Origin of the sequence: Mesorhizobium sp. WSM3862, assembly GCF_002294985.1 — a bacterium.
In the GTDB taxonomy this organism is placed as follows: Bacteria; Pseudomonadota; Alphaproteobacteria; order Rhizobiales; family Rhizobiaceae; genus Mesorhizobium.
Map to the genome: position 1 here is coordinate 430,333 of NZ_NSGE01000005.1, position 12,073 is coordinate 442,405.

The 12,073-nt window shown below is 64.4% G+C and carries 8 protein-coding genes and 1 pseudogene; 4 read left to right on the forward strand and 5 right to left on the reverse strand.

Annotated features, from left to right (window positions below; genetic code table 11):
• Nucleotides 1-19: 19 nt before the first annotated feature.
• The gene (locus tag CK224_RS17850; RefSeq protein ID WP_095782629.1) at nucleotides 20-2,203 is read right to left on the reverse strand and encodes a primosomal protein N'; all 2,184 of its coding nucleotides are present in this window, start codon (nucleotides 2,201-2,203) and stop codon (nucleotides 20-22) included.
• Between the two features lie 90 nt (nucleotides 2,204-2,293).
• On the opposite strand from CK224_RS17850, the gene fsa reads away from it, so the two are divergent.
• Nucleotides 2,294-2,950, forward strand: a complete 657-nt coding sequence (gene fsa / locus CK224_RS17855) for a fructose-6-phosphate aldolase (protein ID WP_095782630.1) — start codon at nucleotides 2,294-2,296, stop codon at nucleotides 2,948-2,950.
• Nucleotides 2,951-3,041: 91 nt separating this feature from the next.
• On the opposite strand, the gene lptE is transcribed toward fsa, so the two are convergent.
• Together lptE and leuS are read right to left on the reverse strand one after the other, a co-directional pair.
• Entirely contained in the window at nucleotides 3,042-3,623 is a 582-nt protein-coding gene (gene lptE, locus CK224_RS17860) for an LPS assembly lipoprotein LptE (protein WP_067001511.1), read from the reverse strand.
• Nucleotides 3,610-6,252: a leucine--tRNA ligase gene (leuS, locus tag CK224_RS17865; RefSeq protein ID WP_095782631.1), complete on the reverse strand. Its 2,643-nt coding sequence runs from the start codon at nucleotides 6,250-6,252 to the stop codon at nucleotides 3,610-3,612. The genes lptE and leuS overlap by 14 nt, the downstream gene beginning before the upstream one ends.
• A 142-nt stretch (nucleotides 6,253-6,394) precedes the next feature.
• Between leuS and CK224_RS17870 the strand changes: the two genes are divergently transcribed.
• Nucleotides 6,395-7,057 (forward strand): YggS family pyridoxal phosphate-dependent enzyme, encoded by a 663-nt coding sequence (locus CK224_RS17870; protein ID WP_095782800.1) that lies wholly within the window; start codon nucleotides 6,395-6,397, stop codon nucleotides 7,055-7,057.
• 253 nt (nucleotides 7,058-7,310) lie between these two features.
• Here CK224_RS17870 and CK224_RS17875 read toward each other — a convergent pair whose 3' ends face one another.
• Nucleotides 7,311-7,583 (reverse strand): aspartate-semialdehyde dehydrogenase, encoded by a 273-nt coding sequence (locus CK224_RS17875; RefSeq protein WP_067001506.1) that lies wholly within the window; start codon nucleotides 7,581-7,583, stop codon nucleotides 7,311-7,313.
• Nucleotides 7,584-7,887: 304 nt separating this feature from the next.
• On the opposite strand from CK224_RS17875, the gene acs reads away from it, so the two are divergent.
• Together acs and CK224_RS17885 are read left to right on the forward strand one after the other, a co-directional pair.
• On the forward strand, nucleotides 7,888-9,843 hold the full coding sequence (acs, locus tag CK224_RS17880; RefSeq protein WP_095782632.1) for an acetate--CoA ligase: 1,956 nt from the start codon (nucleotides 7,888-7,890) through the stop codon (nucleotides 9,841-9,843).
• Nucleotides 9,843-10,589 (forward strand): MOSC N-terminal beta barrel domain-containing protein, encoded by a 747-nt coding sequence (locus CK224_RS17885; protein ID WP_095782633.1) that lies wholly within the window; start codon nucleotides 9,843-9,845, stop codon nucleotides 10,587-10,589. The genes acs and CK224_RS17885 overlap by 1 nt, the downstream gene beginning before the upstream one ends.
• An 11-nt stretch (nucleotides 10,590-10,600) precedes the next feature.
• On the opposite strand, the pseudogene CK224_RS17890 reads toward CK224_RS17885, so the two are convergent.
• Nucleotides 10,601-11,868 (reverse strand): annotated as a pseudogene (locus tag CK224_RS17890) (cyclopropane-fatty-acyl-phospholipid synthase family protein).
• Between the last annotated feature and the right edge of the window lie 205 nt (nucleotides 11,869-12,073).

A 12,073-nucleotide genomic window follows, 5' to 3' on the forward strand; every position in this document is an offset into this window, starting at 1 on the left:
TTGGGGCAGTCTTTCTCGCTTATAGGAAGCTCTGCGGGTCGATGTCGACCTGCACCCTGACGGAGCCGCGCAGCTTCGGCCCCTCCGCCAGCATGGCTCGAATAAACCCTTGCATGTCCGCGCGCCGCCCGCCCTGGACAAGCAAGCGGAAGCGGTGGCGGCCGCCGATCAGCGACAGCGGCGCCTCGGCCGGTCCGAGCACGAAGAGATCGGAGGCTGTAGGTGCCGCGCGCCGCAAGCCCCGCGCATGGGTTTCGGCCTCGGCGCGTGTCGCGGCACTGACGATGATGCCGGCGAGCCGGCCGAACGGTGGCAGCGCGGCGCGCTCCCGCTCCGCGATTTCGCGCTCGTAAAAGGCTTCCGAATCGCCGGAGACGATCGCCCGCATCACCGGATGGTCGGGCTGGTAGGTCTGCAGCAGGCCGAGGCTCTTCTTGCCGGTGCGGCCCGCGCGCCCGGTCACCTGGCTGAGCAGCTGGAAGGTGCGCTCGGCGGCGCGCGGATCGCCATTGGCGAGGCCGAGATCGGCGTCGACCACGCCGACCAGCGTCATGCCGGGGAAGTTGTGACCCTTGGCGACGAGCTGCGTGCCGATGACGATATCGGCCTCGCCATTGGCGACGGCCTCGAGCTCGAGCCGCAGCCGGCGCACGCCGCCCAAGAGATCGGACGACAATACGATCGTGCGGGCTTCCGGGAAATGCGCCACCACTTCCTCGGCGATGCGCTCGACGCCCGGCCCGCAGGCGACCAGATGATCGAGCGTGCCGCATTCCGGGCAGGCCTCCGGCCGCCGCTCATTGTGGCCGCAATGATGGCAAACGAGCTGGCCGCGAAAGCGATGCTCGACCAGCCAGGCCGAGCAGACCGGGCAGCCGAAGCGATGGCCGCAGACGCGGCAGAGCGTCAGCGGCGCATAGCCGCGCCGGTTGAGGAAGAGCAGCGACTGCTCTTGTCTCTCCAGCGTGCGCTCCATCTGCTCCAGAAGGAGAGGCGACAGAAAACCGCCGCGCGCAGGCGGCGCGCGCCGCATGTCGATCGATTTCAGGTCGGGGAGCGCTGCCTCGGCAAAACGCGCCGACAGCACCGCGCGGTGATAGCGGCCCTGGCTGGCGTTGACGCGGCTCTCGACCGACGGCGTCGCCGAGGCGAGCACGACCGGGAAAGCGCCGATATGGCCGCGCACCACCGCCATGTCGCGCGCATTATAGAAGACGCGGTCTTCCTGCTTGTAGGCCGGGTCATGCTCCTCGTCGACGACGATCAGGCCTAGCTCCTTGAACGGCAAGAACAGCGCCGAGCGCGCCCCGGCGACGACGCGCACGCCACCCTCCGCCGTCTGCCGCCAGACGCGTTCGCGCATCCGGGGCGGCAGGTCCGAATGCCATTCCGCCGGTTTGGCGCCGAAGCGGTCCTGGAAGCGTTCGAGGAAAGCGTGCGTCAGCGCGATCTCCGGCAGCAGGATCAGCACCTGCTTGCCCTTGTCGAGCGCCGCCGCCACCGCCTCGAAATAGACTTCCGTCTTGCCCGATCCGGTGACGCCGTCGAGCAGGGTGACGTTGAAGGCGTCGGCGGCGATCACCGCGCGCAGCTTCTCGGCCGCCGCCTTCTGGTCCGGCATCAATTCGGGCACGGCATGGCCGGGATCGGGCGCGGCGACTACCGGTCGTGGCGGGATCATCACCGACTCGAACACGCCTTGTGCCCTCAAGCCATCGATGACGGTCGAGGAGACACCCGCCGCATGGGCGAGACCGGAGCGCGTCCAGGCAAGCCCGCCTTCGGCCGTCTCCAGCACGCGGCGTCGCGCGTCGGTCAACCGGTCGGGCTCGGCAAGCGTGCGCTGCAGGCCTTCGATCCACGGCTCCGGGTCGAAGGCTTCCGGCGCCCTCAACAACATCCGCGCCACCATGCCGGGCGCCGACAGAGTGTATTGGGCGATCCAGTCGACGAAACGGCGCATGGCCTTGTCGATCGGCGGGCAGTCGAAGACCTCCTCGATCGGCCGCAGCTTTTTCGGATCGACGGATTCGACGACGGCGTCCCAGACGATGCCGGCGACCTGCCGCGGCCCTAGCGGCACGCGCACGATCGAGCCCGGCACCACGCGCATGCCTGGCGGCACGGCATAAGTGTAGGGCCGTTCGGCCGGCATCGGCACCAGCACCGGCGCGGCCGCGACAAAGGGCGAATCTTCGATCATCGGGCGTGACCTTGCCCCGACTTTGCTCTAGATCAAAGGGGACCCCCGCATCTGCCTGGCCGGCGTCAGGCAATCCCCAAGGAGACAGCCATGAAGTTTTTTGTCGATACCGCTGACATCAAGGAAATTAAGGAGCTGCACGATCTGGGGCTGCTCGATGGCGTCACCACCAACCCGTCGCTGATCCTGAAATCGGGCGGCAAGATCGCCGAGGTCACCAGGCAGATCTGCGACATTGTCGAAGGCCCGGTCTCGGCCGAGGTCGTGGCGACCGAGTACAAGGACATGATGGCCGAGGCCGAGGTGCTGGCCAAGATCGCGCCGAACGTGGCCATCAAGGTGCCGCTGACGCTGGATGGTCTGAAGGCCTGCAAGACGATCCGCACCGAGATGAACCGCATGGTCAACGTCACGCTCTGCTTCTCGGCCAACCAGGCGCTGCTTGCCGCCAAGGCCGGCGCCTCCTTCATCTCGCCCTTCGTCGGCCGCATCGACGACACCGGCTCGGACGGCATGGAGCTGATCTCGGAAATCCGCACCATCTACGACAATTACGATTTCAAGACCGAGATCCTGACCGCTTCCGTGCGTACGGTGAACCACGTCAAGCAGGCGGCTTTGATCGGCGCCGATATCGTGACCGCGCCGCCGGCGACGTTGAAGGCGCTGGTCAACCATCCGCTCACCGACAAGGGCCTCGCCGCCTTCCTCGCCGACTGGGCCAAGACCGGCCAGAAGATTGGCTGAGGCCCGAGATCAGACAACAAAAAGGCCGGGATAACCTGGCCTTTTTGTTGCATCGAATAGGGGAATAGCGCGGCGGCGCTCAGAGACCAGCTCAGGCCTTCTTGCCATTCTTGGCCAGGTCCTGGGCGATCGCCAGCCTGAGCAGATCGGCGAGCTCGCGGGCGGCGCGGTTCTCGGCGTCGATCTGCGCCCGGTAGGCCGCAAACTCCTGGCGCGGCCGGTCGAAGGAGGAAGGAATCGAGCGCTTGCCGAGCGCGACCACAGTGCCGGTCGCGGCGTCTCTGAGCACATAATTGGCGGTGAGGGTCACGGTGCCCGCCGTCGGCTCGTCCTCTTCGGTTTGCACCTGAACGATGGCCGCCGACTCGACAAGCTCGGTGACGCCGAGGTCGAGCGTATAGGCAGGCGATGCCGGCTCGCCCGAGCCCTGGCCGAAAGCGAAGATCAGGTTGTTGCGCACCTGCTGTGCAGGGCGGGTGCTGACCGGCTTGATCGAGATCGAGGCCAACTCGGCGGCGGCCCCGACCTGCGAGCCGGCGGTGAGCGGCGCGCTGGAATAGAGCGGCCGCACCGTGCAGGCGGATACCAGTGCCAGCGAGGCGACCAGGCCGCTGAGAGCAGCGCGGCGCAGAAGACGCGCCGCCTGTGACTTTTCCGGATCAGGCAACGACATTGACGATCCTCTGCGGGACGATGATCACCTTGCGCGGGGCTTTACCATCGAGCGCTTTCTGCACGAAGTCGAGAGCCAGCACCGCTTTTTCGACGGCACCTTGATCCGCGTCGCGGGCAATTGTCAAATCCCCGCGCTTCTTGCCGTTGACCTGCACCGGCAGCATGATCTCGTTGTCGACGACCAGGGCCGGATCGTAGGCAGGCCACGGCCGTTCGGCGACCATCTCGGTGCCGCCCAACGCCTCCCAGCATTCCTCGGCCAGATGCGGCATCACCGGCGCGATCACATGCACCAGGATCTCGACGGCCTCGCGGCAGGCGCCCTTCAGCGCCGCGTCAGCCTTGCTTTCGGCGACGTCGTTGAGCGGCACGGCCAGCGCATTGGCAAGCTCGTAGATGCGGGCGATAGCCCGGTTGAAGCCGAGCTTCTCGATGTCCTCGCCGATCGCCTTCAGGATCTTGTGCGCGGCCTTGGAAACGGCACCTGCCTCGCCTTCGCTCGCCGCGGCCGGCTTCACGTCGGCAAGCTGTTCGGCCGCGATCTGCACCAGGCGCCAGACGCGCTGCACGAAGCGATGCGCGCCGGCGGCACCTTCGTCGGTCCATTCGACGTCGCGCTCGGGCGGCGAATCCGACAGCATGAACCAGCGTGCGGTATCGGCCCCGTAGCCGTCGGTGATCTCCTCCGGACTCACTGTGTTCTTCTTCGATTTCGACATCTTCTCGAGCGCGCCGATCGTCGCTTCCTCGCCGGTCGCGATCTCGATGGCGCGGCGCTTGCTGCCGGCATCCTCGATCCTGACCTCGCTCGGCGACAGCCAGCGCCCATTTGTCGACGGACCGCCGACGCGGTAGGTCTCGTGCACCACCATGCCTTGCGTGAACAGGCCCTTGAACGGCTCGGCGAGGTTCAAATGGCCGGTCTCGCGCATGGCACGCGTGAAGAAGCGCGAATAGAGCAGATGCAGGATCGCGTGCTCGATGCCGCCGATATACTGGTCCACCGCCAGCCACTCGTCCGCCGCCTTCGGCTCGGTCGGCTCGTTTGCCCAGGGGGCGGTGAAGCGCGCGAAATACCACGACGAATCGACGAACGTATCCATCGTGTCGGTCTCGCGCCGCGCGTCGCGCCCGCATTGCGGGCATTTCACGTGACGCCATGTCGGATGCCGATCGAGCGGATTGCCCGGACGGTCGAACTCGATGTCGTCAGGCAGTTTCACCGGCAGATCGGCCTTCGGCACCGGCACCACGCCGCAGGCCTCGCAGTGGATCATCGGGATCGGGCAGCCCCAGTAGCGCTGGCGCGAGATGCCCCAATCGCGCAGGCGGAAATTCACCTTGCGCTCTGCCATCGGCCGGCCGCCGATCGTCCTCTGTTCGAGCAGCTTCGCCACCTCGTCGAACGCGCGCTGCGGCTTCATGCCGTCGAGGAAGCGCGAATTGATCATCACGCCGTCGTCGACATAGGCCTCCTCGATGATCTGGAAGGTCTTGGCGTCGCCGTCTTCCGGCATCACTACCGGGACTACGGGCAGGCCGTATTTGTTGGCGAAGTCGAGGTCGCGCTGATCGCCCGACGGGCAGCCGAAGATGGCGCCCGTGCCATACTCCATCAGCACGAAATTCGCGACATAGACAGGCAGCGTCCAGCTGTCGTCGAAAGGATGGACGACGCGGATGCCGGTATCGAAACCCTTCTTTTCGGCCGTCTCAAGCGCCGCCACCGAGGTGCCCATATGGCGGACCTCGTCGATGAACCTGGCCAGCGCCGGATTGTTCTCGGCGGCTTGTCTGGCCAGCGGGTGATCCGCCGCGACCGCCATGAAGGAGGCGCCGAAGATGGTGTCCGGCCTGGTCGTGTAGACTTCCAGCTCGTGCATGTCGCCGCCGATCTTGGCAGAGCTTGCAGCCGCCAGCGGCCAGCGGATCAGCAGCCCTTCCGAGCGGCCGATCCAATTATGCTGCATCAGCTTGACCTTTTCAGGCCATTCCTCGAGCAGGTTGAGCGACTCCAAGAGGTCCTGCGCGAAATCGGTGATCTTGAAGAACCACTGCGTCAACTCGCGCTGCTCGACCAGCGCGCCCGAGCGCCAGCCGCGGCCGTCGATGACCTGCTCGTTGGCGAGCACCGTCATGTCTGCCGGGTCCCAGTTGACCTTGGAGGATTTGCGCGTCACCAGCCCCTTCTCGACGAAGTCGAGGAACAGCATCTGCTGGCGGTGGTAGTAGTCGACGTCGCAGGTCGCGAATTCGCGCGCCCAGTCGAGCGACAGGCCCATCATCTTGAGCTGCTCGCGCATGACGGCGATGTTTTCGTAGGTCCAGTCCTTGGGATGGACCTTGTTCTGCATCGCTGCGTTCTCGGCCGGCATGCCGAAGGCGTCCCAACCCATCGGGTGCAGCACGTTGAAGCCCCTGGCCCGCTTGTAGCGCGCCACGACGTCGCCCATCGTATAGTTGCGGGTGTGGCCGATATGGATCTTCCCCGAGGGATAGGGGAACATCTCGAGCACGTAGTATTTCGGCTTCGGGTCCTCGTTCCTGGCCTCGAACAGCTTCTTTTCGGCCCAGGCCTTCTGCCATTTGGGCTCTGACGTGCGCGGATTGTATCGTTCGGTTGCCATCGGATGTTTTTCACTTAAAAGCGGGTGCGCGGCGCTGGGCAAGGCCGGCAGCCGAGACAATGTCGGTGTTCACCATGGATTGCCAGACCCGTCAACTGTGGCGATCCGGCGTTGGTGCTAAAACTATGGGCAGGATATGGACATGACGAGCCCCGTCGAACAGCTTCGCGCGGTCAAGGCGAAGATCGCAAGCGCCGAACGCGAGGCAAAGCGTGAGCCCGGCGCCGTCATGCTGGTTGCGGTCTCGAAGACCTTCGCGGCCGAAGATATCCGCCCGGTCATCGAGGCGGGCCAGCGTGTTTTCGGCGAGAACCGCGTGCAGGAAGCTCAAGGTAAATGGCCGGCGCTGAAAGCGGCGTTTCCCGACATCGAGCTGCACCTGATCGGGCCGCTGCAATCCAACAAGACGAAGGAAGCGGTGGCGCTTTTCGATGTCATCGAGACCGTCGATCGCGAGAAGATCGCCGCCGAGCTTGCCAAGGAGACCGCCAGGCAAGGCCGGGCGCCGAAACTCTATGTCCAGGTCAACACCGGTTCCGAGCCGCAAAAGGCCGGCATCGAGCCGCGCGACGCGGTCGCATTCGTCAAACGCTGCCGCGAGGTGCACGGCCTCGCCATTGAGGGCCTCATGTGCATCCCGCCGGCGGACGAGAATCCCGGCCCGCATTTCGCGCTTTTGGAAAAGATCGCTCGCGAGGCCGGCGTCGCAATGCTCTCGATGGGCATGTCCGGCGATTACGAGACCGCGATCGCCTTCGGCGCGACCAGCGTCAGGGTGGGCTCGGCGATCTTCGGCAGTCGCTAAGCGCCTCGACACCTCCGTAACGATCTTGTTACCGACCCGACAATGATAACGCTTTCGCCGGCGCTTGAAACCAAGCGGGCCGTTCCTATTCCCCCGTCGTCATTCAGCTTGCGGAACACGACGTTCGGGGCCACGTCATTACGGCCGCCCCTATCAGGGCAAGCGTGAACGTTTGCGATTAGCTGCAGCTCCTTGCTCCGCCCGGGTGATGGGTTCCGCCAAACATTCGACGTCCAGAGAACCTTTGCGCCGCTCAGTGCAGCACGAACTCCCCGTCCACTTTCCGCCACTCGTTCGGCGCGATCAGCTTCTGGTGCGTGTACGTCACCGAATGCAGCGGGCCGTCGAGCTTGGTCTTCCAGAATTCGATGAAGCGGATCAGCACCGGAAACTCCGGCGCGATGTCGTAATCCTGCCAGATATAGCTTTGCAGCAGATGGGGATGGTCTGGGAAGTGATAAAGGATCTTGGCCGTGGTCAGCCCATAGCCGCTGAGCATCAAGTCCATTTCGAGATGATGGCGCATTGCCGTCCTCAGTTGATTCTCCTTTCCTCCCAACGCGAAACTCTGCGCCTCGTTGCTTAACCGTCTATTGATTTTCGCACATCAGACCCAAGTTTTCCATCGGAAAAACAGACGGTTAGCAGCCCTAGGGCGAGAGTGCTGACAGGCGTTTGCACTTGCCCCTGCGTCATCCCGCCGCGCGAATCCAACGTCTAATATCGCCGTCACGGCGGAACTGTTAATAATGCCGCGAATTCACGGCTGCTTCGCCGTGATGCCGTCGGCACATCAAGCCGGCGGAACGGTTTCGGAGGAAAGCTAGAAAATGTCCGATGTCCATGTCCACCGCGTCCAGCCGGCGTGGAAGAAAAACGCGCTGATCGACAACGACACCTATCTCAAATGGTATGCCGACAGCGTGAAGAACCCGGACAAGTTTTGGGGCAAGCACGGCAAGCGCATCGACTGGTTCAAGCCCTTCACCAAGGTCAAGAACACTTCCTTCGACGGCAAGGTCTCGATCAAGTGGTTCGAGGACGGCCAGACCAACGTTTCCTACAACTGCATCGACCGGCATCTGAAGAAGCGCGGCAACCAGACCGCCATCATCTGGGAAGGCGACAACCCTTACGATGACAGGAAGATCACCTACAACGAGCTCTATGCGCATGTCTGCCGCTTCGCCAATGTGCTGAAGAAGCACGGCGTCAAGAAGGGCGACCGCGTCACCATCTACATGCCGATGATCCCGGAAACGGCTTACGCGATGCTTGCCTGCACGCGTATCGGCGCCATCCAGTCGGTCGTCTTCGGCGGCTTCTCGCCCGATGCGCTGGCCGGCCGCATCGACGACTGCAAGTCGACCATCGTCATCACCGCCGACGAGGGCCTGCGCGGCGGCAAGCCGATTGCGCTGAAGGACAACACCGACAAGGCCATCGACATCGCCGCCAAGGCCGGCACCAAGGTGGAAAAAGTGGTGGTGGTGCGACGCACCGGCGGCAAGACCGGCTGGGTGCCGGGCCGCGACGTCTGGTACCATGACGAGGCCGCGACCGTTAAGGCCGACTGCAAACCCGAGAAGATGAAGGCGGAGGACCCGTTGTTTATCCTCTACACCTCGGGCTCGACCGGCAAGCCGAAAGGCGTGCTGCACACCACCGCCGGCTATCTCGTCTATGTTTCGATGACGCACCAGTATGTCTTCGATTACCATGACGGCGACATCTACTGGTGCACCGCCGATGTCGGCTGGGTCACCGGCCACAGCTACATCGTCTATGGCCCTTTGGCCAACGGCGCCACGACGCTGATGTTCGAGGGCGTGCCGAACTACCCGTCGCAGTCGCGCTTCTGGGAAGTCGTCGACAAGCACCAGGTCAACATCTTCTACACCGCGCCGACGGCGCTGCGCGCCCTGATGGGCGCCGGTGATTCCCATGTGAAGAAGACCTCGCGCAAGTCGCTGCGCGTGCTGGGCACGGTCGGCGAGCCGATCAATCCGGAAGCCTGGGAGTGGTATTTCAACGTCGTCGGCAACGCCAAGGTGCCGATCGTCGACACATGGTGGCAGACCGAGACCGGCGGCATCCTGATCACGCCGCTGCCGGGCGCCACCGACCTTAAGGCCGGCTCGGCGACACGGCCCTTCTTCGGCGTCAAGCCGCAGCTGGTCGATGGCGAAGGCAAGGTGCTGGAAGGCGCGGCCGACGGCAATCTCTGCATCACCGATTCCTGGCCCGGCCAGATGCGCACCGTCTATGGCGATCACGACCGTTTCGTGCAGACCTATTTCTCGACTTACAAGGGCAAATACTTCACCGGCGACGGCTGCCGCCGTGACGCCGACGGCTACTACTGGATCACCGGCCGCGTCGACGACGTCATCAACGTTTCAGGCCACCGCATGGGCACGGCGGAAGTTGAATCTGCGCTGGTCAGCCACGACAAGGTCTCGGAAGCCGCCGTCGTCGGCTATCCGCACGATATCAAGGGTCAGGGAATCTACTGCTACGTCACGCTGATGTCCGGCACGACATCGAGCGAGGATCTGCGCAAGGAGCTTGTCGCCCATGTCCGCAAGGAGATCGGCGCCATCGCAACGCCCGACAAGATCCAGTTCGCGCCGGGCCTGCCCAAGACCCGTTCGGGCAAGATCATGCGGCGCATCCTGCGCAAGATCGCCGAGGACGATTACGGCGCGCTCGGCGACACCTCGACGCTCGCCGATCCCGCCGTGGTCGACGATCTCGTTGCCAACCGGCAGAATAAAAGGGCCTGATGAACGCGCAGGCCGCACTCGGCACCGTCAGCCAGCTCTGGCGCTATCCGGCGAGCTCGCTCGCCGGCGAGCGGCTGGACGCCATCTCCGTCGGCACGTCGACTGTCGACGGCGACCGGCTGTTCGGCCTGGTCGATGCGTCGGATGGCGAGATCGCCAGGCCGGACCGCGGACCGAAATGGCACAAGGTGCCGCTGATCCGCACCCGGCTGACCGAAGACCGCCGGCTCGAAGTGGCCTTGCCCGGCGGCGACTGGCTGCCGGCGCCCGACCCGGAAAGCGACCGGGTTCTTTCCGGATTTCTTGGCTTCGACGCCTCGATCCGGCCTTACTTCCGCGAGCACGCGCCGGGCTATGCCGGCCCGCTGACGGCCGAGCGATACAGCAGGACGCCGATCCATCTGCTCACCACCGCCTCGCTGGCGCGGCTGAAGGCGCTGCATCCGCAAGGCGTGCCAGATTCGCGCCGCTTCCGCCCCAACATCGTCGTCGACATGGAGCCGGTGGAAGGCTCCTTCCCGGAGACGGAATGGCTCGGCCGCAAGCTCGCGATCGGCGATCTGCTGCTCACGATCTCCGAGCCCTGCCGCCGCTGCGGCTTCACCATCATCGCCCAGGACGGCTTCGACAACGACCCCGGCATCCTGCGCAACCTGGTCCGCTACAACGCCCACAATATCGGCGTTTATTGCACCGTCGACCGGCCGGCACGCGTCGAGATCGGCGCGGAAGTGCGGTTCGCCTGACCTGCCTGTCCCTACCGGTACAAATCCTCACGCGTCGGCGGCAGGCCGCTTGGTCCCCGCGCGCGCTTGGTGGCGACGGTCTGGAAAATCTGCGCCGAGGCGCGTTCGAAGGCGATCGAGCAGCCGGTGAGATAGAGCAGCCATAGCCGCGCTTTCGCCTCGCCGACCTCGGCGATCGCCTCGTCGAAGCGCGCATGGAGGCGCTCGGCCCACAGCCGGCAGGTGCGCTGATAATGCTCGCGAAGGTTCTCGACATCATGGACGAGGAAGCCACGCGCCTCGAGATTGCCGAGCGTCATGCCGATCGTGTCGAGCTCTCCGCCTGGGAAGATGTATTTGATCAGCGCCTTGTATTCCGGGCCCTTGCGCAACGTCTTGCGGATGTCGCCCTTGCTGCGCCTGGTGATGGCGTGGTGCAGATAGATGCCGCCGGGCTTGAGCAGACGATGGACGGCCGAAAAGTAGGCGTCGTGATTGGCGATACCCAGATGCTCGAACATGCCGATGGACGATATCTTGTCGAACGCGCCGGAGAGCTCGGCGTAGGATTTGATCTCGATGGTGATGCGGTCCTCGAGACCCTCGGCGCGGATGCGCTCGCGGGCAAGCTGCGTCTGGGCCCGCGACAACGAGACGCCATGGCCGACGACGCCGTAATGCTTCGCTGCATGGATCAGCATCGCGCCCCAGCCGCAGCCGATATCGAGCAGCCTTTCGCCGGGCTTCAGCCTGAGCTTGCGGCAGATATGGTCGAGCTTGTCGACTTGCGCCTGGTCGATGCCGTTGGCGAAATCCTTGAAATACCCACAGCTATAGACCATGCGCTCGTCAAGGAAGAGCCGGTAGAAGGCATTCGAGATGTCGTAGTGATGCTGGATCGCTTCCTTGTTGACCCGCTGACATAGGGGTTGCGGCCGGAGAGGTCGCTGCGCGCCGTCATCTGTTTTCGCGAGAACAGCACCACCGGCAGGTCGCGCAGGATCTCCAGCTTCGGCAATGATCTGAGCTTCGTCTTGAGCTTGCCCTGCGAGGGCACGGCGTAGAAGTCGAACAGCGTGCCCTCTTCGATGTCGACGGTCTTGGAAATCCACATCTCGACAAGCGTCGAGAAGGCGGGACGCCGCACCAGTTGCCAGACGATGTCCTGATCGTTGATGGCAAGCACCGGACCGCCGGCGGGCCCGATCCGCTCGCCGGTCCAAAGCCTGACCGCAAAACCCGGCTTCAACGTCTCGACGACCCTGCGTACGATCCGCGCGGCTCTGTCGGCGGCGTCCATTCCCACCTCCCATACGGCGAACCCGACCCTCGAGCGCCACTGTCGTCCACCGGCCCGTCGACCGCAATCCCGATCTGTTGCGCAAAAGCATCGCGCGAGGATGATCCTCGTCCGGAGCACGGCCATTCCGTTGCGTCATCTTGTGTTTTGCCGCGACGCACCCCATCATTTGGCTGTGTTCAACAAACCGAAAGGAGGTGATCCG

Coding starts and splice junctions, on each gene's coding strand:
- CK224_RS17850 (WP_095782629.1), bottom strand. CDS start 2,203: ATGATCGAAGATTCGCCCTTTGTCGCGGCCGCGCCGGTGCTGGTGCCG.
- fsa (WP_095782630.1), top strand. CDS start 2,294: ATGAAGTTTTTTGTCGATACCGCTGACATCAAGGAAATTAAGGAGCTG.
- lptE (WP_067001511.1), bottom strand. CDS start 3,623: ATGTCGTTGCCTGATCCGGAAAAGTCACAGGCGGCGCGTCTTCTGCGC.
- leuS (WP_095782631.1), bottom strand. CDS start 6,252: ATGGCAACCGAACGATACAATCCGCGCACGTCAGAGCCCAAATGGCAG.
- CK224_RS17870 (WP_095782800.1), top strand. CDS start 6,395: ATGACGAGCCCCGTCGAACAGCTTCGCGCGGTCAAGGCGAAGATCGCA.
- CK224_RS17875 (WP_067001506.1), bottom strand. CDS start 7,583: ATGCGCCATCATCTCGAAATGGACTTGATGCTCAGCGGCTATGGGCTG.
- acs (WP_095782632.1), top strand. CDS start 7,888: ATGTCCGATGTCCATGTCCACCGCGTCCAGCCGGCGTGGAAGAAAAAC.
- CK224_RS17885 (WP_095782633.1), top strand. CDS start 9,843: ATGAACGCGCAGGCCGCACTCGGCACCGTCAGCCAGCTCTGGCGCTAT.